Below are 24,594 nucleotides of genomic sequence, written 5' to 3'. Positions count from 1 at the left end.
GATTCCAAATTGCAGCTAGATCCAATGACTTCTACCGATATCGCGCTCCACAGGCGAACTCCCGAATTACACAAAGTCGCACTAGACCGACTTGTCGTTCCCCAAGGATTTCGGCACGACGATCAGTATCTCAAGTTATTCAAAAAGGTTGAGGCTGGCTCGATCCCCGTAGCAATGACGAGGCTGCCGCTTACTGACATCACTACCGGCTTCTTCAGGCATGAGAATGGCAGTGTCCAGCATATCTCAAATCTAAAATCGGACTGGATTCCGCCAGTCCGCAGAGCCATACAGAGCGGGCAAAGACCTCCGCTTACAATATATTGGAGTTCTCTATCTTCAGCCGAAAGTAAATTTGTTTGCGCTGATGATGAGGCAATCCTCGCGGCCTATATGGAATTAGGCATCACCCATGCCCCCTGCTTGATCTATGGTCCTGCAGATGTCAGGCGCGCCGAAGGTGCGATTTGGGGCAAAAAGTTAAATGGCAGAATAGAGTATTTTCGCGCTATAGCCTCATCCAACAATCATTACACTTCATTCGTGAATGATCGCCACCTTCCGATTTCGGACGTCATTGATACTTTAAAGTCCGCTTGCGGTGAGTGCAGGCAGCGCATCCTAGCGTTTCACGTCGATGATCGAAGCGCCCCTCATTATCACCAGATGCTCCACGCCCTACTTCTAAGACATGAAAGGCTCCTTGATTCAGTCGAGAATCTAGTTGCCGGCGGCAGGGCGGAACATGCCGCCGCGCTTGTGCGCATGGCGTATGAAGCAGTTTTGAGCTTTTATGTTGATTGGCTGTCACCGTCATTCTTTGGGCCGCGTTTCCAGCTTGTATCTGCGATCTCTGGACTTGGTCGCTCGCGCGAAGAGGAGGCATTGAAGGCGACCGATTCTGCCGAACGTGCGCTAGGTGGTTATGACCGTCTTTTAGGTTCAGTGATCGAGAAGGCTCGCATTTCTCCACTGGGCGAAGGCTTCTACAATGCTGCCTATTCGCCTCTTTCTTGGATTGCGCACCAAGCTTACGGCTTACTGGAAGCAGATGCTTTGGGATTTGAAGCCGAAGCTGTTCAGGATGACAATCTCGTCGAAGCCTTGGCGAGTTGGCTTGACGCCATCACTGGCATCCTCGTGGACTGTGTATTCAAGGATATCGGTCGAGCGGGCGGATCTTAGCAGGTGGCCGGGCTCTAGCCCATGCGTTCATGGGCGGAAATCATCGCGTGCATTGCCTGCGCTACGCAATTGTAGATACTCCACTCCTCGGCCTAGCAAGCCACTCGGGGTGGGGGTGAGAATGAAGAAATACGTCGGCACCGTCAGCGCTGTGCCATCCAAGCGTGTTTATCAGTCCATTATCGCAGACTACGATCTTAACAAATCGATCTGCGAAATGATCGACAACGGCCTCGATGTCTGGGTGCGCAGCGGTCGAAAGAGCAACGTTCTAGTCAAAGTTATTCTTGATGAGAACCAGAAGACGATTTGTGTGGAGGATAACGCGGGAGGCGTGGCGGAGAGCGCGCTGAGCGTCATCGTCGGCCCAGGCCAAACGGGCTCTGCCAAGGGCGATGAAATTATTGGATTCTTCGGCGTAGGCACCAAGCGGGCAATGGTCGCGCTGGCTCAGGACATTCGAGTCACCACCCGCTTTGGGAAGGCTGCCACATTTAGGGTTGAATTCGACGACCCATGGATCGACGACGAGACGACTTGGGATGTGCCCTACTATGAGGTCGATCAAATCTCCGAGGGCACCACTAAGGTTGAACTCTTCAAGCTACGCGTCTTGATCAATGAGGCCGTGATTGATGGGCTGAGGCTCCACCTAGGCGCCACTTATGCAAAATTCCTCGCCGGGGGTCAGGTGGCGATCCGAGTCAACAATGACCCTGTGAAGCCGGCGTTTTTCGACAACTGGGCCTATCCCCCAAATTATCTCCCGCATCGGTACAAGGGAGAAATCCCAGCTGACGATGGCACGAAGGTGAAGGTCGAGGTCCTGGCCGGCTTGAGCAATGAATCAAGCCCCGTTTCTGGCGAGTACGGTGTCTATTTCTATGGGAATGATCGCCTCTTTGCCCGAGGAATGAAAACATTTGAGATGGGGTTCACAAGGGGACTTGCCGGCCTTCCTCACCCAAAGGTCTCCCTCACCAAGGTGATCGTCTCCCTTCACGGCGAAGCCAGCTCCATGCCGTGGAACAGCAGCAAGTCAGACCTAAGCACCAATCATCCAATTTTTATCGCGCTACAATCTTGGCTTGTTACAGTCGTAAAGGACTACGCCAGTGTATCGCGAGCTTGGCAAGGTGAGTGGCCGGAGCAGGTTTTTCGCCATACAGCTGGAAAAATTGTCGATGTTGAGATCGACGACTTTCCAACGGCCAAGAAATCATACCTGGCTCCGGCACCGAAATCGCGCCCCCGTTACGGCGACGTGATAACTCAAACCAATTCGAGATTAGCCAAACAAAAGCCTTGGGTTCGAGGTTTGTACGAAGGTGTTATCGCTGCTGACTTGATTGGAAAGCAGAAGCTCGAGCAAAAGAATAGAATTGTGCTGATTCTGCTGGATAGCACGCTAGAAATTGCTTTTAAGGAATATCTAGTTAACGACTCCGGCGCGCATTACTCAGATTCACAGTTAAACAATATTTTTAAACAAAGACATCTTGTGCACAATGAGATCAAGAAGCTGGTAAATATAACGGATTCTACATGGAAGAAAATTGGGCACTACTACAATATTCGGTGCGATCTGGTTCACAAGCGCGCGTCAGCCGGCATCAGCGATCAAGACATCAAGGAGTTTCGCTCCGTTGTAGAGATTGTGCTCAGGAAGCTCTACAAGCTAAAATTCGACAAGGACTAGCACGTGCCGTCACAGGCCAGCCGCGCTAAATTCGTCCCGATTTTCCGCGGACAGGCACAAGGGCACCTGCGTCAGGATCGGCCGCAAGCCGTTCGTACCGGCTGGGTATTTGCTTGGCTTCCAGCGGCGCGGTGCGCACTTTACGGCCGACACGTGGTCGCGAATCAATCTCGTCCGCTTCCGGTACTCTGATCTATGAAAAACGCCTCAGCACTGAAGCTCACGCCGTCAGCGCAGATCATTCCGTTCAAGCCGCAGCTATCCCCGGCCCAGCCTATGCCTCTGGCGGCTGGGAGGTATCCAGAGTTGCGCTATATGGGGTCGAAAAAGCGCCTACTGCCTTGGATCCATAGCGTGCTGGACACGCTCGACTTTGAGAGCGCGCACGACCCATTCTCCGGGACCGGCTGCGTTGGCTACCTCATGAAAACGATGGGGCGAAGAGTCATCGCATCGGACTTTCTCAACTTCACCAGCCTTGTGGCGCGCGCCACCATCGAGAACAACACAGTGCGACTCGACGGGAAGGCCATAAAGCGCCTTCTGGACCCCACGCCAAGCGCACACGGTTTCATCGAGAAGACCTTCGATGGCGTGTTTTTCACGCCTGAGGACCTCCGCTTCCTTGACCGCGTCTCAGGCAATATCCGGCACCTTGAGAGCCCCTACGAGCAAGCTCTCGCCTACGCAGCTCTTTTCCGCTCGTGCCTGAAGCGGCAACCACGCGGCGTATTCACCGTCTCGGGTGACCTCTCTCGCTACGACGACGGCCGGCGCGACCTTCGCCTCTCACTTGAGGAGCACCTGCTTGAGCAGATTGAAGTTTTCAACGCGGCGGTTTTTGACAACGGTCGCCGAAATCATGCCATGCGGTCGGACGTATTCGAACTGCCCAAAAAGGCCGTCGACCTAGTCTATCTAGACCCGCCCTACGTTCCTAGATCTGACGACAATTGCTATATTAAGCGTTACCATTTTCTAGAAGGGCTTTCTTGCTACTGGCAGGGTCTGCCGATCGCTGAAAACACCAAGGTCAAAAAGATCGCAAAGCGTTACACGCCGTTCAGCTATCGCCGTACCGCTGTAGAGGCCTTTGATCGGATGTTCGCTCGGTTCGCCAAGAGTACGATCGTCCTATCCTATAGTTCGAATGGCTTCCCAGATCTTGACCAACTTGTTTCCCTGATGGAGCGGCACAAGTCGGCGGTGACTGTCTTTGAGAAGCCCCACCGTTACCATTTCGGCACCCACGGGGGCGTCGAGCGCGCGGCTGTCACTGAATATCTTGTCGTGGGCCGCTGATGCAGGTTGTTGATCAATCGCTTGAGGAGGTGCTTGGCAGCCTGAGCCCGCTCGACGTTGAGTGGATGGACGAGATGGCCGCCAACGCTATAGCGCGCCTGACGGCGCTCGAGCACAAGCCGAGCTATAGTCGATCCGACATTGAGACGCTGCTCGAAGAAAACTTCAACGAAGGTCTCCTTTGTTCGCGGCTCTTCTTGGCTCTGTCGTCGGACCAAATGCGCTCAGCACTTGCGGGCGAGCTTGGGTCAGCCGGCGGTCTGGGTGTGAAGCGATTCAACGCTGATCGAGCGGCCTACCTAGACGCCCTGGTGCGGCTCGGTCTTCCTGAGAAGATGGCAGCGACCATCAACTACGCTCCAGTTTGGAGTGATATTCTGGTGGAGCGCCTTCGGGCTGGACGCGGTTCGGCCATCTCGGGCCAGAAGCGAGGGCGCGGCCTGGAGGATTTCGTCGAAAGCATCGTGCGGGAAGTGTTTGGGGAGGGCGGATACATTCCTCGTGGAACGTTCGTCGGCGAACACGGCAAGACCGCGAAGTTCGATTTCGCTGTCCCAGATCGGGTCCGGCCTCGCATCCTTATCGAGGTTAAAGGGTATGGCGCGACCGGGTCGAAAATGACGGATGTTATCGGCGATCTCGACGCGATCATCGAAGCCATGCGGCGCGATACGACTCTCCTTTTTGTAACCGATGGTCTCACCTGGAAGGAGCGCACTTCGGATCTTCGCAAGATCCTTGAGCGCCAGAACGAAGGAAAAATTGCTCGCATCTACACGACAGGGATGCGGGAGCGATTTATTGAGGACCTGCGTAAGCTTAAGGTCGAATGCGGGCTCTAGCGACATCGCCTTTGGGGGCGATTGCTTACTAAGGCAAGATAAAGCAACGGCGCCAACCCCTCGGGTCGGCTGCCGTAAGTAATTGTCTGCACATCGTTTTTCGGCGCGACGGTTTGGCGCCACGCCCTCGAACTTGGCGCCGGTTTGGCGCCGTTTCCGAGCTAATCGGCTGATTTTCTTTGTTCTTTCCCGGCTTCGCCGGAGTGGGGCCAGCCGTCGGGCAGCCCCTCAAGGGCGGCTAGCGCCGTCGCCTTCGGCGATGGCCTTCGGCCACCCTTGACCGGCCGCCCGTCGCCCGACCTGGGCTCGGCATGCGGCTTAAGCCGCAATGCAAGCACGCTTGAGGTTTTAAGTCAGGCCCTGCCTGTGGCCGGCGGCCCACGCCCGGATTCAATTTTCTAGACCGGTAGGGTGGAGGTCTCGCTCAGGGGTCTTACGCCAGCGGACAAATGGCTCCGCGCGTCAGTGCGAACCTATGCCACCTAAACTCAAGACAGCGCTCACGGGCGCCGCTGCGGCCCAAGCGACCGAGACCGAGGCCTCTCCGACCAAGACCAGGAGACCCTACAAGCGCCGGCCGGTGGTCATGTACCCCGAGCCGGTGTGGACCGAGTGGGAAGATCCCGACGACTTCGCAGAGGCCTTCCAGCTCCATGTCGAGCGACACGGCGAGAACGTCTACCGGCTGCACAAGGCGATCACCGCCCAGGGCTTCAAGATCGATCCTCAGACCCTCTACACATGGAAGCGCGGCGAGAAGGAGCCGCGCAGCGCCACGGGCCTTCGCGTTCTTAAGGCGATCGAGCGGCGATATCGCCTGCCTGATGGCTACTTCTCATCCAAGCTCGCTCACCCCGGCCGGATGATCACCGGCGGCGGGCTGGAAAAGCTCTCCGTTGTCGAGCGCCGGCGCCTGGCCTGGCACCTGCCCGACGACTTCGACCTCCTTCCCAGGGCCAAGCGAGCGGAGATCCTGGCCTGGGTGCGCACGGTAATTATCTCCGGCGCCACCGAATATCGCCGCTACCACGCCAACGCGGTCCTCCATCGCTTCTCATTCCGTTTCTCGGAAGGCGCCTTGCCGCTGCCGTTCCCCAAGCCCCGGCCGCTTGAGGAGCGCTTGGCCGACAGTGGCGAGCCCGAGGCCGGCAGACCGGTGCAGACCGAGCGGGCGCCGATCATCCTCGATACCGAGGCCCGCGACCTGCGGCTCTTCAAGACCGCGACCCTGACGACCGGCGGCCGGGGTCGTAACGGCGTCTGGAACGACGAGACCGCCAACCAGAAGATGGAGCACCTAGGGCTCCTCTTCGGGGCGCTGGCGGCTTGCCCCGAGGGGGAGGTTCGCGGGTATGGCGCGCCCGTCCGCTGCATGACCTTCGCGGTCCTTCTCTTCCCGGCCGTGTGGGATTGGTATCTGCGCTGGCGGGAGATCAAGCGCGGGTTCTTCACCCGCTGGGAAAGCGAGATGCTCACCGTCGTCGCCGGTCTCACGCGCCAGGGCACCGGCTGGCTTCGCCAGTCGCCGCACCTGGCCGGCTACCTGCGACCCATCGCCGGCCTCATCACCCCAGCCGACATCGTGGCGGCGACCGAGGATTGGGAAGGCGTCTGCGAGACCATCCACCGGCACGCGATCGTCAGGGCCAAGGAGGTCGATCGAGTAGCCCGAGTGCATCGCGATCCGTTCGAGCCGATCCTGACCATCCTGGAGGCCGACAGCCCGCTAGGCGAGTATCGCAAGATCGCCGAGGAGGTGCGCCGGCGCCGGCCCGATCGACGCCGCTTTCCCGTCGCGGCCGCCGAGGCGACGCGGGGATATCTAATGATCCGCATGGGCCTGCATCTAGGGCTTCGGCAAAAGAACCTCCGCCAGCTCCTCGTCGTCCCGCGCGGTCGCAGCCCAACGCCAGAGCGCCAGCTCGAAGCCCTTAAGCGGGGCGAGCTGCGATGGAGCGACCGAGACGGCGGCTGGGAGGTCTTCGTGCCCGCCGTGGCCTTCAAGAACGCCGGATCGACCTTCTTCAGGAAGAGCCCGCTACGCCTGATCCTGCCGGACCTGTCGGGCCTCTACGAAGAGATAGACGTCTGGCTACGCCTGGACCGGAAGGCCCTGCTGAAGACCCAGCCCGACCCGCGAACCTTCTTCGTCAAGACGGTGAAGAACAAGAGCAACAGCGGCGCCTACGAGCAGCACAAGTTCTATGAGGCCTGGCGCTCGATCATCCAGCGCTATGGCATTTACAACCCCTACACCGGCAAAGGCGCCATCGAGGGGCTGCTACCGCACGGCCCACACAACGTGCGCGACGTCCTGGCCACCCACGTCCTCAAGCAGACCGGCTCCTACGAGCAGGCCAGCTACGCCATCCAGGACACGCCCGACACCATAGCCGAGCACTACGGCCGGTTCCTGCCGCAGGATAAGGCCGCCCTGGTGGCGCAGGTGCTCAATCAGGTTTGGGGGAGCTGAGGTGGAAGTTTTGCGCCCCGCTTTAGGCTCTGGCGCGGAGGGCGGCGCTCGTGCCGCCCTTACTTTCTGAGGCGCAAGCCAGGACCTTCTGTCTCGGTGGCGGGGAGAAACTTGATCCCTTCCGCTTCGAGGAAAGTCTGCACTTTGTCGAGCGTGCGCGTCTGCATGCCACCAATGCCAGACTCAAAGCGCTGGATGGTGGAGGGCGACACGTCTGTTGCCGCACCCAGCTCTCGCACGCCAAGCCCCAGAGCGGTTCTCGCTAGTCGAACCTGCATAGGCGTCAACAACTTCACACCTCGTGCGACAAAATTCATACCACGTATTGACTCGATTGAGTCTACGTGCGAAATATTTGGTACACCGTACCAAAACTTCACCGATCATAACACTGATCGGACCGAGCGCCTGCGCCGGGAGCGCCCCCATGCCTAGAAACAAGGTCGATAGATCCCCAGTTTCCCGCCGCGCCGTAATCGGCGCCGCTGCCACGGCGCCAGCGCTGCCCGTCGGCGCTGTCGATTTCCTGTCAGGCGGTGACCCTGCCTTGGTGCGCTTCGGGACCTTCGTCGCGCTCGACCTTCGTATCTGCCGCCTTGTGAACCGCTGGGCCGATCTGGAGAGCGACGTCTTTCAGAACCATAACTGGCTGAAACTCTCCGAAGAGGAGCAGCTTGCGTTGCCTCAGGGCCAGGAAATGGCCCGCATCGATGCCATCCTCCCCGACCTCTTCCGCCAGCGGCACGAGCTGACCGAAGCCTTGCCCAAGGTCGCCGCTGCTACCCCGACCGAGATCGCCGCCAAGGTGGCCGCTGCGGCCCGGCTGGTAGATCCCGAGGACAACGAGCCGGCACACCTATTGCTGACCGGCGTCGTGCGGGATCTGGCCGCCATGCGCTGCCCGGACTGCAACCGCCCCCTCGTGCTGGAAGGCTGGATTGAATGGTCGGTGCGGGCCGGCCGGGACGGAAGTGCATGAGGTGCGGCGTAACCGTAGTTGAGGCCCTGTGGGCATGGATCAAGGCTTGGCGTTCCGCCCCCCAGGAACCCGCCGCCATGAGTGACGAACCACGCACCAGCAAAGACCTCTATCGCGCAGCTAACGAGGGCGAATACGGCCTCCACAGTGGCTGCTTCCGAGATCAGGACACCGACCCGGTGATGACCCTGGCGCGCCTGCTTGGCCGCCAGATCGCTCGCGAGGAATTCCAGCGCGCCCTGGCCGCGTCGAACGACAACGCCCAACGCCAGGACACCAACGAAGGCTAGCTCTAGGAGATCGTCATGACCCGTGTGGCCGTCTACGCCCGCTATTCCGACGAGAAGCAGAGCCCCAACTCGATCGAGGATCAGGTTCGGGTCTGCCGCATGCACGCCGACAAGCAGGGCTGGCATGTGGTCGAGGTCTATTCGGACGCGGCGATCTCCGGTTCGACCGTCATCCTTCGCCCAGGCGTTCGGGCGCTGCTCCGCGACGCCATGGCCGGCCGCTTCGACCTTGTCCTTGCCGAGGCCATGGACCGGCTCAGCCGCGATCAGGCCGACATCGCCTCCGTCTTCAAGCGCATGCAGTTTGCGGGCGTGCCGATCTTCACCCTGTCGGAGGGCGAGGTTTCGGAACTGCATGTCGGCCTCAAGGGCACGATGAACGCCCTGTTCCTCAAGGAGCTAGCGGCCAAGACCCACAGGGGCCTCAGAGGCCGCGTGGAAGCCGGCAAGGCCAGCGGCAACAAGTGCTATGGCTACCGGGTCGTTCGCGAGATCGACGCGGCCGGCAGGGTGACCACCGGAGAGCGTGCGATTATCCCCGAGGAGGCCGAGGTTATCCGGGGCATCTTCGCCGACTACATCGCCGGCAAGAGCCCCCGTCAGATGGCTTTGGATCTCAACGCCGCCGGCGTGCCTGCGCCACGAGGCGGCGCCTGGACCGAGCAGACCATCCGGGGCAAGTCGAACAAGCATACCGGCATACTCAACCAGGCCCTCTATGTCGGCCGGATGATCTGGAACCGGGCCAAGGATCTCCGCGACCCTGACACCGGCTCCGTCCACCGCCGGGCCAATCCCGAGAGCGAGTGGGTGCATGTCGATGTTCCACATCTGCGGATCGTCGAGGACGGCCTGTGGGAGGCCGCCAAGGCCCGTCAGCAGGAGTTCAGCCGGGTCTATGAGGAGGCCGTCGCCAGGGGCGCTCGCGGCTTCACCGCCGCTGGCACCGCTCGCCGGCCTGCGACCCTGCTGTCTGGTCTCGTCACCTGCGGCGCCTGTGGCGGGTCCTACGCCCGGCGCGGCAACGAGAGGTTGGCCTGCACCGGCCACGTCCGGGGCACCGGCTGCATCAACGGCGCGACGATCCTGGCCGAGCGCCTGGAGGCGCGGGTTTTGGTTGGGCTGAAGGAACGGCTTTTGACGCCTGAGGTGGCGGCTGAGGCCATGCGGGCGTTTATTGAGGAGACCAACCGGCTCAATCATATGCGCCGGGCCAACGAGGCATCAGACCGCGCACGGCTGGACAAGGCCCGCCGGGCTATCGCCGGCATCGTCTCCGCCATTGAGGACGGCGGCTATAGCCGCCCCCTCATGGCTCGGCTCAAGGAGCTTGAGGGCGACGTCGAGGCGATCGAAGCGGCCTTGGCCCAGGCGCCGCGCGACATTCCCGATGTTCACCCCAACGTCGCCGACCTCTACCGCCGCAAGGTCGAGCGGCTGACCGAGGCGCTCAACGACCCGGCCGACCGCACGTTTGCGGCCACGGCCCTGCGGGGTCTGATTGAAAAGATCGTGGTGACGCCGACCGGCAAGCGTGGTGGTCTGGACATCCGGCTTTTCGGCGACCTTGAGACGATCCTGGCCTGGGCCGAGGACCGTCAGGCGGTGGAGCAGGCTCCGCTACGCTTGGCCTTGAGGGCCACCGGGACGGACGGTGTGTCGGTCCCCGGCGAGGAGGGGTCGAAAAGCACAGGGGCAGTTCGCCACATCCTCGCGCCATCGGCTTCACTGAACTGACGCTCGAGCATTACCGCGCCGTCGGGATCGCCGATCTCATCCCCCAGGCCCGCCCCGACAATCGCCTGCGGCGCGCCAAGGTCGAAAGCCTGACCGGCCGCTGGGGCGAGGAGACGCCCTGGACGCCCGGACAGGCCGAACCCGACAAGGGACAAGTCTCTCCCTGCACCGGGGCCGCGATCGCCCAAGATAGGCTTGAGCCCATTCTGAGAGAGCAGGCCTTGCATCGCGGGGCCGACCTCAGGCTTGGCGTGGAGATGCTGTCGTTCGCCGAGACCAAGGACGGCGTCACCGCACAGGTGCGCTCCCGCGACACGTTCGAGATTTATGATATCCGCGCAGACTACCTCATCGCGGCGGATGGCGCCGACAGCCCGATCCGCGAGCACCTCGGGATAGGGCGCGACGGCGTCGGATTCTTGCGAACGATCCGTAGCGTCCTCTTCCGCTGCGAGGCCGCCGAGCCCTACCTCGAGCGGGGCATCCAGCAGTTCGAGATTGAACAGCCCGGCTTCCAGGCGTTCCTTACGCATTACCCAGATGGCCGCTGGGTGCTGATGTTCAGCGACGACGAGGAGCGGTCCGAGGACCAGCTGAGGTCCGCGATCCGGCGCGCCCTGGGCCAGGATCTGCCCGTGGAGCTGATCACGACAGGGCGCTGGGAGATGGCTGGCCGGATCGCGCGCAGTTACAGCCGGGGGCGGGTCTTCCTGGCCGGCGACGCCGCCCACCAGCTCCCCCCGACCCGGGGCGGATTCGGCGCAAACACCGGGATCGACGACGCCTACAATCTAGCCTGGAAACTTGACCTTGTGCTTCGTGGCGTGGCTTCGCCCGCCTTGCTGGACACCTACAGCGCCGAGCGCCAGCCCATCGGCTGGCTGCGACATCAGCAAACCTTCGCAAGGCCAGACTATCGTCGCTGGGCCGGCGACCAGCTGGCGGGCGACCCCCTCTTCGGCGCCGAGGCGATGGAGCTTGGTCAAAGGGTCAGCTCAACGGCCGTCATCTCCAATGACGAGGACCTTCCACCCGCCGCGCATCCTGATATCTGGGCTGGGCAGCCTGGCGCCCGGGCGCCTCACGTGTGGATCAGCTTCGACGGCCGGACCCTCTCCACGCTCGATCTCTTTTCCCAAGATTTCGTCCTGATGAGCCCGGACGTCCGATGGATCAATGCTGGCCTCGCCGTGGCGCGCGACCTGGATGTCCCATTGCGTAGCATCGCCGTTGGCCAGCAAGTGTGCTTCCCAGAGGATCGCAGCTTCGAGGCGACCTTTACGGTCTCCTCGCAGGGCGCCTGCCTGATCCGCCCCGATGGCGTCGTTGCGTGGCGCGCATTCGGTTCGGATGCTGATCCGACGCTTAGCCTCTGCCGATCGATGTCGCAGATTCTGGGCCGCAAGTAAGGCGTAACCCGATCTGCCGATGAGGCTTCGCGCCGGCGAGCGCGGATAGTGCGACGTCGTTCAGTGAGCGGCGTTGCACGCCATATGGCGTGGATGCCAAAGCATCGCTTCGGTGACCGCCGAGATCTGGACGGTGGATCAAAGGTACGGATCGGGAGCCGCTACGACGTGCGCGATCTGGCGTCGATCGAACTAGGCCGCGATGAGGTTTTAATCCGCATCATTAGCGCCAAGCCTCAGCCAACGCGCTGGCCGACCTTTCTAGCCATGCGTCCCGACGGAGCGGTCTGGTCAAACGTGACTGGAGCCGGGTTCACACGGCTGGGCTGCCTTGAGGCGGGTTTCGTGAATGGACAGGATTATCGTCGCCTCAAGGCACGCGATGTCGGATTGAGGGGGGCGCGATTGTGAGATGGTTGAGCGGCGGAGGGGGGCGTTCGAGCGTATGGCAAGATTGAAGCGTCCGGCCCCTTTGGGCCTTACGCGTTTGTCTGCACACTGGATTTTCCCGGCCCAGCGTCAGCAGAGCCCGCCCTCTGAAAGCGGGAAGTCTTTCTCTTGCATCGCCTTAGGTCTGCCCCGGTTAATGCTAACCGCCGCTCTTATCCGATGAGGCGAAGCCGACTTTCCACGCCTGCGTCCCTGTCGGCCAGGGGGCTGGTAAGCTGGCACTAGAATGCTGGCCCGCCTAGCCGCGAGAGCATCGCGACGCCGGCGCCTAGACTAGGCCCAAGCCCTTCAGCCACGCAGAAACCTGCCCGTAGGCGTCGGTCTGCCACTGATCTCGAGTGCGCTCGCCGAGGATTTTGGCCTCGACGGCGAAGCGCGCCACCGTCTCGGGTCCGTGAAAATCGCGGTCGGCGAATTTTTCGGCGATGATCTTGAAGGCGCTCACCGCTTCGGGGTCGTCCAGCAGCGGCCTGCAGTCCTCGACCAGCGCCGCGACGCCGCCCTCGTAGTTTCGCACGCAGTAGTAGACGTCGTAGGCGTCCTTGTCCTTGGAGCGCCCAGCCAGGGCAAATCCCTTCATGGCGAGGAGCGCCGGGATCGAGGCGACCTTGAGTTCGATCCCGTTCTTACCGCCCTTGGGCATGACACCCTCCAGCAGGAAGCTCTCACTGAACTTCAGCGCCAGCGCCGCGCCATCGGCTTTCTGGACGGCGAAGTTCTCGATCAGGGGCGGCACGTTCTTTTCGATGACAGCGTCGCGCGGCATCAAGAAGTCGACGATGATCGAGATCGGCGGCCCGCCGTCCGCAGCGTCGATGACGCGGACCATCTGGAACTTCTTCAGGTCCTCGCCCTGCGCATAGCCATGCTTCTTCAGTTCCTCGATAAGGCCCGCATATTCACCGTCGCCAAGGGCGATGGGGTCCAGGCTAAGATCGACATCGAGCGAGCCGATATGGCGCATCTGCGGATTGTCCAGCAGCAGCCATGGCACCGCGCCGCCGATGACGACGAACTTGTTGCGATAGCTGCCAAGGATCTGCCCGATCTCTAGAAGAACGGCTTTGACGGCCTGGATCGATCGGTCGTCATAGGCGTGCGCGGGCGGATGGATTTCGGTCATGCCCTTGGCCATGAGAGTCCCTTTCGACGCAGGAACTCGGCCGCTTCACGACCACGCTCACCGGAATTGTAGAGATCCAGATAGGTCTGGACGGGCGAGGTGACCAAGAGGTCGGACGTCGGTTCGACGGCGTCCAGCAGCACGCTTTCGTCCTCAAGCACCTTGACCAGGAGATTGGCGCCCTTGGCGGCCGGCTCAAGCGCCAACGCCGCCTCCAACTCCGGCAGAACCTCCGGCCAGGCGTAGAGGAAGGTCGTCTCGTTTCGGCCGTAGGGGGCAAGCCAGTTGGCGGCCGAATAGGACCCCAGCATCAGCACCGGTTCGACGCGATCGTTCGCCATCAGCCCCTTCAGTCGCGCCGTCAGCGCCTCGCCATGGTGGATGGTGTAGTACTTGCGCGTCTGCCCAGGTGGGGCTTCGTAGTCGTCGCGCCAGGCGTCCAACAGGCTGTCGGGATCGGTCAGGATCAGTCCCTCGGACGTGGATTGGGCCCACTCGCGGGCCAGCAGGCCTTCCTTGACGTTGTGCACCTGGCCGAGGCTGACGGTGGCGCCGTCGGCGATTTCCTGCAGTCGGACCGGGGTGACCGGGTCGCGCAGCAGCCAGCGCAGAACGCGGGCCGACTTGGGCTTGAACAGCGACTTCAGATCGCGGCGCTCGCTGGCGGGCTTGTCGGCGACCGTGCGTTCGAGAAACAGGTTGTCCAGATGCAGGCGGGTGTTTCCAAACAGGTCGAAATAGTTGACGCCAGCCTCCACGCAGAGCGCACGCGATTGTTCGGAGATGTAGGGGGCCAGAAAAATCGGCGCGGCAGGCATGGAATGATACTTCCAGTGCTTGAGCTGCTGGATAGCATCTCGGGTCGCTCGCGGGTGCCCGTTGCTCTTGACCTCGCAGACCAGGAGATAGGGGCGATCGCCCACGGTCAGGTTCAAGACTGCGTCGGCGCCGACGTCGGGATCGTCTTGCTCGAAATGGACGCCCTCCAGGCGGGCGATCGGAATGAGTTCGATGAGGGCTTCTAGCGCTTCAACCGCCTCCCGCTCAAATTTCAATGGATCGTGCACTTTCAGCATCCGTTGAAAATGCGCCATACAATGAAAAATGTCAACCGCAGTTTCACTGGATTGCGCATTTTCAACGTACGTTGAAATAGTCGGATTGAGTGAAATGGGTGGCCACTGGGCGCGGAACTCATGATGGAAAGTCGACCGGCTATCGCGAGCCGCTTCGATCAACGCCACCGTCTCATCGCGATCGTCCGGATGCAACCGGTCGAGCCAGGCCTGGTAGCTGTCGTCGCGCGATGGATCGCGGCGCGTAGTCAGCCCACACCGATGGTCGTAAAGCTGATTGCCGTGGCTGTCGCGACTTATCCTTCCATCAGTCGTAGACGATCAGCGGGAGAAAACGCCCATGCTTTCGCGCAGCGCGCTCGCCTTTGCGCGGAGGGCGCGACGATCGCCTTCCCCCATCCTCTCAAGAGCGCGCAGCGGCATCATCATGCGCCCTTGTCCTCGCAATCGACCGAGATTGCGGTCGAGAAAATCCCAATAGAGCGCGTTGAACGGACAGGCGTTGTCGCCAAGCCGATCTTTGACATCGTAGCGACAGCCGCGGCAGTAATTACTCATCCGGTCGATGTAGGCCCCGCTGGCCGCGTAGGGCTTGGAGCCAACGATGCCACCATCGGCGAAGGTCGCCATGCCGCGCGTGTTGGGCATCTCCACCCACTCGTAGGCGTCGGCGAACACGACCATGTACCAGTCGTCGACAGCATCCGGATCCACCCCAAGGAGCATGGCGAGGTTTCCGGTGATCATCAGCCGCTGGATGTGATGGGCGTAGGCGTGGTCACGCGCCGCTCGCACGGTGTCGGCCACACAGGCCATGTCGGTCTCGCCCGACCAGTAGAACCACGGCAGCGCGCCGTGCGCGTCCAGAGCGTTGCGCCGCCCATATTCCGGCATCTTCAGCCAGTAGACGCCGCGCACGAACTCGCGCCAGCCTATGATCTGGCGAATGAAGCCTTCGACGGCGTTGAGCGGCGCGCGTCCCTGGCGATAGGCCGCTTCGGCGCGCCGACAGATGTCCAGGGGGTCCAGGAGGCCGATATTGAGAGCAGGTGAGATCAGGCTATGCCACAGAAAAGGGCGCTCCCAAGCCATGGCGTCCTGCCAGTCGCCGAAGGATGGCAGGAGATCGTCCAGGAAGTGCTGGAAGACGGCTTCCGCCTCCTGTGAATTGGTCGGCCAGCCGAACGGCTCGATCGCCCCGAAATGATCGTCGAAGCCGTGGGCGACCCGGTCGATCATGCGCCTGGTCGTGGGGTTGGGCGTTACGCGCAGGCGCTCAGGCGGCGCGAGCCCCGCGGGTAACTTGCGGCGGTTATCGGCGTCGAGGTTCCAGCGGCCGCCGGCCGGTTCGCCGCCGTCCATCAGGAGGCCCGTCTTCCGCCGCATCTCGCGATAAAAATACTCCATCCGCAGCTCACGGCGGCCTTCGGCCCAGCCCGCGAATTCGGATCTCGAGCAAAGGAAGCGGCTGTCCTCCCGGGTCTCGACGGGCACGGGCAGATCGAGGTTTAGCAGCGCTTGCTCCAGACCCCACTTGCCGCAGGCCGTACGGATCACACGCCTGAAGCCGCCTTCGTCAAGGACGCGACACAGTTCGCCCGCGATCGAACCGCGGTTGCCGGGATCGTCGAGGCCCACGTAGCGGACGTCCAAACCCTCCCGCCGCAAGCGCTCGGCGAACTGCCGCATGGCCGACCAGACCAGGACGAGCTTTTGCTTGTGGTGTTTCCAGGCGGTGGCCTCGGCCCGACTCTCGATCATCAGGACCACGTCCCGGCCCGGTTCGGCGTCCTCGAGCGCCGAGAGCCCGCTGGAAAGTTGATCGCCAAGAACCAGGCGCAAGGTTTTCACGGCTCGCCCTCCTCCAGGCCGCGTTCATCGCTTCTGTGCAACGGGCTCGCCCGACGGTGCGACCGCGTTCGCGGGAAATTCTAGCGCGCCCGCGTAGCCGAGACGACGGACCCTCGCCTCGAGCGCGCCGAGCGTTTCATTGGACGGCGACGCGCGGGTGTAGAGGAAGACCTTGCTGAGCTTGGGATTTGCCGCGATGAACCATTCCCCCTCGGGATCTCGGTCCATGACGACGTAGCGCCAGGTGACGAACGGCGCGTAGGCGACCTTCAGCCGCCGGTTGACGCCTGGGTCCTCTATTCGTCCACGGCCAGAAATGGCGCGCCGCTTGCCGTCGACACCGCCCTGTCGGCAGTCGTCGACCACCTCGACATGGGTCGGATCCTTGAGGACATAGCGCGTGGTCCCCGCCACGCAGCCGTCGGTAAGGCGCATCGGCGTGCGGCCGACCTCCAGCCAGACACCGGAATAGTGCTCGGCTGGATCGATCGGCCGGTCGTCTTGGGCCCGGGCGCCAGAGGCGATGGCCAGCGCTGAAAGGCCGATGAGCATGTGCTTGCGCATGATGTCTGTCCTCCGCCCTAAGATACGAGGCATTGAGGCGGCGGGATGTGGGATCGGATGCGAGAGGATGCGGGCGCAAGCGCCCGGCCACGCGTCCGGCCCGGCGATTGGCGCGTAGCTAGGTCGACTTCGCATAAAGGAGGTTTCGATGCTCTCGGTCGCCCTCGCCCTACTCCTGGCCGCCACGCCCTCGCCCCCGTCGGCGCTCCAACCCACGTCCCTTGCGGGAGATTGGGTCGTCGACCTCTCGGCGAGCGACAGCGCGCCCTACTTCAAGGGCATGAGCCTAGTCTTGGAGGATGACGGACGGGTGACGGGCAGCTTCTACGACAGCGCGATCGAGGCGGGCCGGTGGCGGACGGCGCGGAGCCGCATTTGCGTAAGCTTTCGAACCAGCGACGGCAAAGGGCCCTATCATACGACCGCCTGCCTGAGGGGCGGCGCAGTGGAAGGGCAGACCTGGGCCGAGCACCGCAATTTCGTATTCCTATGGAGCGCCAAACCCGCGACGCCAGCTGATCGGGCCGCCCCGTGGTGGTGAGCCTGCCTGGCAGGACCCGGTGAAGACGTCTCGCCGACCCAAATCGACCACGCCAGACAAGGTGTGCCTGGTGTGTGGCCGGCCATTCTCATGGCGAAGGAAGTGGGCCCGCGACTAGGCGTTGGTGAAGACCTGTTCAGATCGCTGCAAGCTCGATCTGCGGCGCGGGGAACGCGCCGACGCCTGAACGGCCGGCGCGCGGGCCAAGCTTCGCGTCAGCGGAAGAAGAACCGCGCCGTATCACCGACGCCGCGCCGCTGCGCGCCAGTAGCCGCCGTTGGGCCGGCTCCAGGAACACGACCTTCGCGGGGCAGATTCATCGAGTGATCACCGGCCACGAAACGCTCGGCTATCGCGCTTGAGGCGTTTCAGCCGCAACTGGCAGGCGCTTCTTGGAACGGCTCAAGAGGGCGGCTCCAAGCCACGCTGAAACAAGCGAGCCGACAAGAACCCCCACCTTCACCTCGTCTTGAAGCGCGGCATCCTTGAATGCCAGGAGTCCGATGAAGAGGCTCATTGTGAAACCAATCCCGCACAGCAGGCTGACACCGTAGAGTTGGAGCCAGGAGGCCGCGACTGGCAAGCACGCGATCCGCAAGCGGATCGCTAGCCATGCCGCCAAGAAGACGCCGGCCTGCTTGCCCAGGAACAGACCCAAGGCCACGCCCAGCGTGACAGGCTGGAAAAGCACCGCAGCCGTCATGCCGGCGAAGGAGACGCCGGCATTGGCGAAGCCGAAGATCGGGACGACCAGGAACGCCACCCAGGGCGCCAGCCCGTGTTCCAGGCGATGGAGCGGCGAGGTCGCATCGTCCGGCGCGGCCTTTGAGGCGTGCAAGGGAATGGTCATGGCCAGGATCACGCCGGCGATCGTGGCGTGGACGCCCGACAGCAGGACGAGCCACCAAAGGGCCAGGCCGAGCACCAGATAGGGCGCGAGCCTCGTTACCTTTAGCCGATTAAGGCCTACCAGCAACAGGCTTGCGATCACTGCCCCCGCAAGCGCCGCGACATTGAGCTCGGCGGTGTGGAACACGGCGATGATCAGCACCGCCGCGAGGTCGTCAACAATGGCGAGCGTCGCCAGAAAGACCTTGAGGCTCGTCGGAACTCGCGGACCCAGGAGCGAGAGAACGCCGAGCGCGAAGGCGATGTCCGTGGCGGTCGGGATGGCCCAGCCGCGAAGTGTGTCGCCGCTTGCTGCGTTCAAACCGGCATAGATGAGTGCGGGAACGACGACGCCGCCGGCCGCGGCGATGCACGGCAGCGCCCGGTTTGACCAGGTGGCCAACTGCCCGTCCAGGAACTCGCGCTTGATCTCAAGCCCAACGAACAGGAAGAAGATCGCCATCAGGCCATCGTTGATCCAATGGAGAAGGTCGAGACCGGCGAACGACGTGTGAAGCGCGCTGAAGTAGTTGTCCGCCAACGGTGAATTGGCGACGAAAAGCGCGAGCACGGCGGCGGCCATGAGGAGGAGCCCGCCGGCGGCTCCGCTGTCCAGAAGTTCTCGTAAGACGGACAGCTTGCGGGGGCGCTCAAGCATGGCGCGGGTCTCCGCGCTGGCGGCCCGACCAACGTAAGCCCTGATCAACCAACACGGCTGACCACCCAGCCCTGCCTATCACATCCGACGCTGGGACGAACAAGTCTCAACCGTGCGTGGCTAATGCCGCTCTCTTGGCGCCGGGTTAGGCGCGACCTTGCAGCCTAGAATGACCAGCCGGGCCGCCCAGGAGGTCGGCCCATCCCCGGATGGTCCGCGCCATGCATCTTGTCGAGCAAGCGGTGGCCGCGGAGGTCTTGGATGCAACCCGGTGTTCCGCTGCGGGCCAGGTAGTCCGGCGCGGCGACCACCAATCGCATCTGGTCCGCCAGCTTGTTGGCGATCAGGGCGATATCGGTCAGTTGGCCGATGCGGATGACCGCGTCCAGCCGGTCCTGCACCGGATCGGCCAGCCGCTCAGTCAGATCCAGCTCGATTTTCAGGCTCGCATGCTCGCCCATCAGCGCCGCGGACGCCTAGGGTCGGTACTCAATAAGCGCTGGCGGTAATCGGGGGTTGCCGATTCAAGGCTTCTGAAAGGGAGCCTTGAGATGGCCAAGCAGGTTCAGTGGCCTAGCGACGAGGAGTGGGCTCGGATCGAGCCGCTGCTGCCGCGCGGACGCAAGGGCGCGCATCGCGTGGACGATCGTCGCGTGGTCTCGGGCATCGTCCACATGCTCACCAGTCGGAGGCCTCACTCGCCGCCCACAGTGATTATGCCGGGCAGGCCGACCACGACCCCGGCGGCGGTTCCGGTTAAGATTTACTCACGCAACTGGCGCGCAACGCTTGTCAAAAGCATGTCCCGGCTTGCCGGCTTCATCAGCGTTTCATCGGCCCCCAGACCCGAGGCCAGATCCAAAAGGGTTCCTGGGTGAAGTCGGCCCGCGCCTGCGCTCACGGCGATGACCTTCACGCTCGGCCAGCGCCGCTTCACCTCCATTATGGTCTCGATGCCCTCGCGGACAGGCATCAGCAGGTCGATTAGGACCAAATCGAAGGCGATACGCTCCAGCTTCTCTATGGCGCGACCGCCGTGCTCGGCTTCTTCGGTGTAGTGTCCCGCCCCATCGAGTGCGCTGGCATAGACCTGACGCAGCAGTTCGTCGTCATCGACTATCAGAATGCGAGCCATAGTCCCTCCTGTGACATCGCACCGTAAACGCCGACTGTAAACACAGGCGCCCTAGACCTGCAGGCGGTCGGCGAGCTCCCCCGGACGGACCTCGCGCTGCTGAGATTCTAGCCCCCGTTACTACGCGTCTGCGCAACGTCCCCGCCGTACGCTCTTCAGGCGTATCGACCGACCACGCCCAAAGCCGCCTCCGTCAAGGGCGCGACGCAGTTCGCCCGCGATCGAGCCGGTGTTGCAGGGATCATCAAGCCCCACATAGCGGACGTCCACAAGGCTCTCCAGGCGCGCTCCTCGCGTTCCGCCCGCCTGGACATGGTTCTTCGCCGAGAACCAGCAAAAAGGGCAGAACGGCGGACCCCGCACCGCCGACAGCCGCCGTGGACGCCAGGTCATGCGCGCGGCGGTGCGTGGTAGAGCCGTGGTCGCCGACACGACCTCGCCGCACGGCTTTATCGCGATGGGCCAAACGCACGTCATGCCAGCCCTTAAGGCTGGGCTTGGATGCGCCACTGGGCGTTGGCGTTCTTCGGGTTGCCCGTGCGCGTCAGGTAGGGCTCGTCGCCCGACAGCCAGATGTACTGGTTCCAGTAGGTGTTGCGGATCGACGTGCCCTGGCCGGCGCTCTGCAGGTCGTAGGTGGCCGGCTGGGTCCCGTTGCCGGGCGCGAACAGCTTCACCGCGCCGGTCACAGCCCGGTAGTCGAGGAACAGCATCGGGTCCTGGGCGGATCGGAACATCGTGCTGGTGTTGGGCCCGATCCGGGCGAAGTCCAGCGGCGTTCCGTCGCGATTGTAGATCAGCGAGTCGGGGACCACCCCGTCCGGGGCGATCATGTACTTGCCGTTGGCCACGCTCTGGATCCGCACCACCGTGCTGGTGCTGGCCGGTTGGGTCGGGATCTGCCAGCCGGCGGGCGTGGGGCTCATGGGCGCGATCGGCCCGTTGCGCCAGCGCCAGTTGTACCAGATCCGGGTCTGCGGATCGAACTGGTCCTCATAGCCGGGGTTGGGCAGGGCGTTGTAGAGGCACTGGCGCTGGGTGTCCTGCAGCTGGCGGACCGCCGCGGCCTGGTCGGTGGTTCCGAAGTCCAGCTTGCTCATGCACTGGGCCTGGGTCATGCCCTTGCCGCTCTGTCCGGCGGCCAGCACATAGGTGTCGCCACGGTTGGCGGCGTTGGCGTACCAGCCGCGCATTTCGGTCTCGTCGTAGCTCAGCCAGTTCTTGACCAGGGTGTTGGCCTCGGCCCGGGCGGCGGCGGCGCGCTGGGCCGGCGGCAGGCCCATGGTGCGGATGAAGGCGGCCCAAAGGTCCTTGCTGGCTTCGGTCGCGACCAGGGCCGTCGGCTTCATGTTGCTGGCCTTGTAGGCGTCCCAGCTGGGGTTTAGCCGGCCGTCGACCGTGGCCTTCCAGATCACGTCGCCGCTGGAATAGTCGACGGCCACGGCCCAGTTCGAGTGGCTGTGCTGCTCGGAGCCCAGCGCGCACAGGTAGCTCTTCACCTCGCGCACCTTGATGTAGTTGTCGCTGGCGGTCCGCACCGTGTGCTCGGAGCTGAACGAATCCTGGAACAGGTGCACCGCCCGGCCGAACAGGAAGTAGTTGCGGTCGACCGTCACCAGCGACGAGGTCACCCCGCCGTCATAGACCGCGATGTTCGACTTGGGCGCAGTGGCGGCGGCGACGAAGTAATCGACGAAGCGCTGTTGCGAGGTTTTGGCCGCGCGCACGCCGCCGTCCGGGCCGTTGTCGTCGTAGCGGCGCATGAAGTGATCGTACTGCACCTCGGCCGGCTCCTGGGCCACGGCGTCCCAGCACTTCTTCGATTCGGCGACGCTGTAGCCGGCCAGATCGACCCAGCGTTCGCCGATGATGGCGTCGTAGACGGCCTTGTAGCGCGAGGCGTAGCGGGTGTCGTTCCATCGCTGGCTGCGGATGCGCTGGGCCTCGGCCTGGCCAGGACCGTTCAGGACGGTGTTCCAGGCCCTGCCGCCGCCCACGGTCCAGCCGCGCCGCGGGTCGTTGGGGTCGGGCAGGTCGGGGGCGCTGGCCGGCGAATAACCCAGCAGCTCGATGGCCGACATGCGGGTCAGCCATTCGTGCCCCATCGGCACGGCGTTGACGGGCCCCAGGCTGACACTCTGGGTGAAGGCCCCGCCCGGCACGGCCGAACCCACGCCGAGGGTGAAGGCTACGGCGGCGCCCAACTTGCCGAGGATCGATGCGCGCATGATGTGTCCCCATTCGCGATCGCCCACACGACCGCTTGCCTGAGCCGGAAAACACAACACCACGCACCCTTGAGATGTATTTATTTTCACACCCCCATTGCGAGCATTTCTAGGGCGGCACGAAGCCGATCTTTGAGCTGAGGAGCGCTGCGCTCGCGCGACACGGCGCGGACTTGCGGCGGATCACGATCACAGCCGTCCTTGGCCGGAAAGTGAGAGCAGGTGATCGATTGCGTGGAGGTCGACCATGCCTGTCAGTGACCCGTCGCCGTCGCCGTCGCCGGGGTCCGGATTCGAGCTTAGGGGCCTTTGCAAGACCTATCCCACCGGCGCTGGCGACGTACACGCGCTGCGGGACGTGGATCTGAAGATCGGACGGGGCGAGACCCTGGTGTTGCTGGGGCCTTCGGGTCTCGGGAAAACGGACCGCGGCAGGGGTGATCTACCCGCAGGAAGGCCAAGCGTGCGGCCAGGCAGCGTCCCGCGTGTAGGCCCGAACAAACCGCCTGGCCCGAGCATCGCCCTCTACAGCTTGCGCCACAGGCTAGCTGCAGCGACAAGCGCCCTATGCTTGCTTCGCTCGCCGCCGCCGTCATCGCCTGCACCGCGCCCACCGTTCATGACGGCGATACGCTGCGGTGCGGGCCCGAGCGCGTTCGGCTCTTCGGGGTCGATGCGCCAGAAGTTCGGCGCGGGAAAACGCCAGCCGAACCGCTTGCCTACGCGGCTCGCGACGAACTCGTTCGCCTCACCCGCGGGCGGGTCGGCTGCCGTTTTGTCGATCGGGATCGGTATGGCCGCTTCGTGGGCCGCTGCTGGTCGGAGGTGACCCCCGACGTGAACGCCGCGCTTATCCGCTCGGGCTTGGCGACCGAGTACCGGCGCTACAGCAAGGGCGCGTACGCCAAGGAAGAAGCCCAGGCCCGCGAAGCCAGGCGAGGCCATTGGGCGCCCGCTCGGTAGAACGACATGAATCGCGACGGACGCCCCGGATCTTTCGGTTCCAGGCCATGATCGACCTGCTGCTCGCGCGCGCCTGAGCAACCTCAGGCGCCTGGCAGGGGTCAGATCAGCGTCAACCGGTAGCCGGCCTCCACCGTCCAACCGTCGACCCGCACCAGGCTTTCCAGTCGTCGGCCGCCCGGCGTGCGTCGCAGAAAGACGATCAGGCCGATGGCCTGGCCAATCGCGCGGCGGGGGATGGCCTGGCTCACCTCTCCGATCAGGTCCTCCAGTCGGTCGAGCGCCTCTGGGGCGCTGTTGGCGTGGAGGGTCGCCAAGCCCCCAGGGTGGCCGGTGTTCCAGGCCTTGAGCAGGTCCAGCGCGCTGCCGTCGCGAACCTCGCCGATGACGATCCGGTCGGGCCGCAGACGAAGCGCGGTGCGCACCAGGTCCGCCATGCTGATCGGAGGGTCGGCGCGGCGGGTCAGCAGCGCCAGCTGATCGGGCGCCGCGCACTGCAGTTCGGCGGTGTCCTCGATCAGGATGACGCGATCCTGGGCGAAGGCTGGAAGGGCCAGGATTGCGTTGGCCAGGGTGGTCTTGCCCGTGCCCGTCCCGCCGACGATCAGGATATTCTCCCGCGCCTGGGCGGCCGCTTCCAGGACCATGGCCTGGGCGCTGCTCATCACCGCCTGGTCGACATAGTCCGCCAGGGTGAAGATGGTCTGCGGGCGTTTGCGGATCACGAAGCCGGGGCCCGCCGACACCGGCGCATAGACGCCCTGGAAGCGCTCGCCGCCCGGCAGGGTGGCGCTGGGCAGGGGGTTGTCGTGATTGACCACATCGCCGGCATGGTCAGCCACCAGGCGCAGCACCCGTTCGGCGTCAGCTCGAGCGATTATCTGACCGCTATGGACCCGTCCCGCACCGGCCCGTTCGATCCAGATCGCCCCGTCGGCGTTGACGATCACCTCGACCACGTCGGGGGCGGCCAGGGCCTCGGCGATGACCGGTCCCAAGGCGTGCGCCAGGGCCTGGGCCTTGCGCGCCTGGGTTTCGGGGGCGTGGACGGTCATGGTCAGTCCTCGAAATCGAAGGTCAGGTCGGCGACGCTGAGGATCGCCGGCGCAGGCGCGCTGGGCGTCCTGGCGGCCCTGGCCGGCGCCGCTTGCAGCGGCGGCCCGCTTGGCCGCGCCGCACGCACGCCGAGCCAGTCGTTGGG

Annotated in this window: 20 protein-coding genes and 1 pseudogene; 12 read left to right on the top strand and 9 right to left on the bottom strand. The window is 63.4% G+C overall.

Annotation, left to right across the window (positions count from 1 at the left end; translation table 11 throughout):
- The first annotated feature begins 24 nt into the window (after positions 1-24).
- The 9 genes from ACODR1_RS03230 (at position 25) to ACODR1_RS03190 (ending at position 11,916) form a co-directional block, all read left to right on the top strand.
- Positions 25-1,185 (top strand): hypothetical protein, encoded by a 1,161-nt coding sequence (locus ACODR1_RS03230; RefSeq protein ID WP_488879178.1) that lies wholly within the window; start codon positions 25-27, stop codon positions 1,183-1,185.
- Positions 1,186-1,306: 121 nt separating this feature from the next.
- Entirely contained in the window at positions 1,307-2,884 is a 1,578-nt protein-coding gene (locus ACODR1_RS03225) for an ATP-binding protein (protein ID WP_488879177.1), read from the top strand.
- Positions 2,885-3,079: 195 nt separating this feature from the next.
- Positions 3,080-4,186: a DNA adenine methylase gene (locus ACODR1_RS03220; RefSeq protein WP_488879176.1), complete on the top strand. Its 1,107-nt coding sequence runs from the start codon at positions 3,080-3,082 to the stop codon at positions 4,184-4,186.
- Positions 4,186-5,028: a DpnII family type II restriction endonuclease gene (locus ACODR1_RS03215; protein WP_488879175.1), complete on the top strand. Its 843-nt coding sequence runs from the start codon at positions 4,186-4,188 to the stop codon at positions 5,026-5,028. Before ACODR1_RS03220 ends, ACODR1_RS03215 begins: the two co-directional genes overlap by 1 nt.
- A gap of 475 nt (positions 5,029-5,503) precedes the next feature.
- Positions 5,504-7,501, top strand: a complete 1,998-nt coding sequence (locus ACODR1_RS03210; RefSeq protein ID WP_488879174.1) for a hypothetical protein — start codon at positions 5,504-5,506, stop codon at positions 7,499-7,501.
- A gap of 427 nt (positions 7,502-7,928) precedes the next feature.
- Positions 7,929-8,480: a helicase gene (locus ACODR1_RS03205; RefSeq protein ID WP_488879173.1), complete on the top strand. Its 552-nt coding sequence runs from the start codon at positions 7,929-7,931 to the stop codon at positions 8,478-8,480.
- A gap of 77 nt (positions 8,481-8,557) precedes the next feature.
- Positions 8,558-8,770: a hypothetical protein gene (locus ACODR1_RS03200; protein ID WP_488879172.1), complete on the top strand. Its 213-nt coding sequence runs from the start codon at positions 8,558-8,560 to the stop codon at positions 8,768-8,770.
- Positions 8,771-8,785: 15 nt separating this feature from the next.
- Complete coding sequence (locus tag ACODR1_RS03195; RefSeq protein WP_488879171.1) at positions 8,786-10,507, top strand: recombinase family protein; 1,722 nt, start codon at positions 8,786-8,788, stop codon at positions 10,505-10,507.
- The gene (locus ACODR1_RS03190) at positions 10,489-11,916 is read left to right on the top strand and encodes an FAD-dependent monooxygenase (protein WP_488879334.1); all 1,428 of its coding nucleotides are present in this window, start codon (positions 10,489-10,491) and stop codon (positions 11,914-11,916) included. The genes ACODR1_RS03195 and ACODR1_RS03190 overlap by 19 nt, the downstream gene beginning before the upstream one ends.
- A 718-nt stretch (positions 11,917-12,634) precedes the next feature.
- Here the strand turns inward: ACODR1_RS03190 and ACODR1_RS03185 are convergent.
- The 4 genes from ACODR1_RS03185 to ACODR1_RS03170 all read right to left on the bottom strand — a co-directional run bounded on the left by ACODR1_RS03185 (position 12,635) and on the right by ACODR1_RS03170 (position 16,980).
- Entirely contained in the window at positions 12,635-13,501 is an 867-nt protein-coding gene (locus ACODR1_RS03185) for a nucleotidyl transferase AbiEii/AbiGii toxin family protein (RefSeq protein WP_488879170.1), read from the bottom strand.
- Positions 13,486-14,760: a type IV toxin-antitoxin system AbiEi family antitoxin gene (locus ACODR1_RS03180; protein ID WP_488879169.1), complete on the bottom strand. Its 1,275-nt coding sequence runs from the start codon at positions 14,758-14,760 to the stop codon at positions 13,486-13,488. The genes ACODR1_RS03185 and ACODR1_RS03180 overlap by 16 nt, the downstream gene beginning before the upstream one ends.
- A gap of 126 nt (positions 14,761-14,886) precedes the next feature.
- Positions 14,887-16,416 (bottom strand): cryptochrome/photolyase family protein, encoded by a 1,530-nt coding sequence (locus ACODR1_RS03175; protein WP_488879168.1) that lies wholly within the window; start codon positions 16,414-16,416, stop codon positions 14,887-14,889.
- 24 nt (positions 16,417-16,440) lie between these two features.
- Positions 16,441-16,980 (bottom strand): lipocalin family protein, encoded by a 540-nt coding sequence (locus tag ACODR1_RS03170; protein ID WP_488879167.1) that lies wholly within the window; start codon positions 16,978-16,980, stop codon positions 16,441-16,443.
- A gap of 560 nt (positions 16,981-17,540) precedes the next feature.
- On the opposite strand from ACODR1_RS03170, the gene ACODR1_RS03165 reads away from it, so the two are divergent.
- On the top strand, positions 17,541-17,639 hold the full coding sequence (locus ACODR1_RS03165) for a DUF2256 domain-containing protein (RefSeq protein WP_488879166.1): 99 nt from the start codon (positions 17,541-17,543) through the stop codon (positions 17,637-17,639).
- A gap of 231 nt (positions 17,640-17,870) precedes the next feature.
- Here ACODR1_RS03165 and nhaA read toward each other — a convergent pair whose 3' ends face one another.
- A complete protein-coding gene (gene nhaA / locus ACODR1_RS03160; protein WP_488879165.1) occupies positions 17,871-19,067 on the bottom strand; it encodes a Na+/H+ antiporter NhaA in 1,197 nt (398 codons plus the stop codon).
- A gap of 164 nt (positions 19,068-19,231) precedes the next feature.
- Complete coding sequence (locus ACODR1_RS03155) at positions 19,232-19,528, bottom strand: LysR substrate-binding domain-containing protein (RefSeq protein ID WP_488879164.1); 297 nt, start codon at positions 19,526-19,528, stop codon at positions 19,232-19,234.
- A 90-nt stretch (positions 19,529-19,618) separates the two neighbouring features.
- Here ACODR1_RS03155 and ACODR1_RS03150 point away from each other — a divergent pair.
- Positions 19,619-19,753: pseudogene (locus ACODR1_RS03150) on the top strand (transposase); the annotation flags it as partial.
- 77 nt (positions 19,754-19,830) lie between these two features.
- Here the strand turns inward: ACODR1_RS03150 and ACODR1_RS03145 are convergent.
- Together ACODR1_RS03145 and ACODR1_RS03140 are read right to left on the bottom strand one after the other, a co-directional pair.
- Entirely contained in the window at positions 19,831-20,202 is a 372-nt protein-coding gene (locus ACODR1_RS03145) for a response regulator (RefSeq protein WP_488879163.1), read from the bottom strand.
- Between the two features lie 485 nt (positions 20,203-20,687).
- Complete coding sequence (locus tag ACODR1_RS03140; protein ID WP_488879162.1) at positions 20,688-22,430, bottom strand: hypothetical protein; 1,743 nt, start codon at positions 22,428-22,430, stop codon at positions 20,688-20,690.
- A 567-nt stretch (positions 22,431-22,997) separates the two neighbouring features.
- Here ACODR1_RS03140 and ACODR1_RS03135 point away from each other — a divergent pair.
- Complete coding sequence (locus tag ACODR1_RS03135) at positions 22,998-23,393, top strand: thermonuclease family protein (protein WP_488879161.1); 396 nt, start codon at positions 22,998-23,000, stop codon at positions 23,391-23,393.
- Between the two features lie 101 nt (positions 23,394-23,494).
- Here the strand turns inward: ACODR1_RS03135 and trbB are convergent, their stop codons facing one another.
- Positions 23,495-24,448, bottom strand: a complete 954-nt coding sequence (trbB, locus tag ACODR1_RS03130) for a P-type conjugative transfer ATPase TrbB (RefSeq protein WP_488879160.1) — start codon at positions 24,446-24,448, stop codon at positions 23,495-23,497.
- Between the last annotated feature and the right edge of the window lie 146 nt (positions 24,449-24,594).

It is taken from the genome of Caulobacter sp. FG7, from assembly GCF_057808875.1.
Note: the sequence above shows the minus strand (reverse complement) of the source record. Positions and strands in the feature narration are given on the sequence as shown.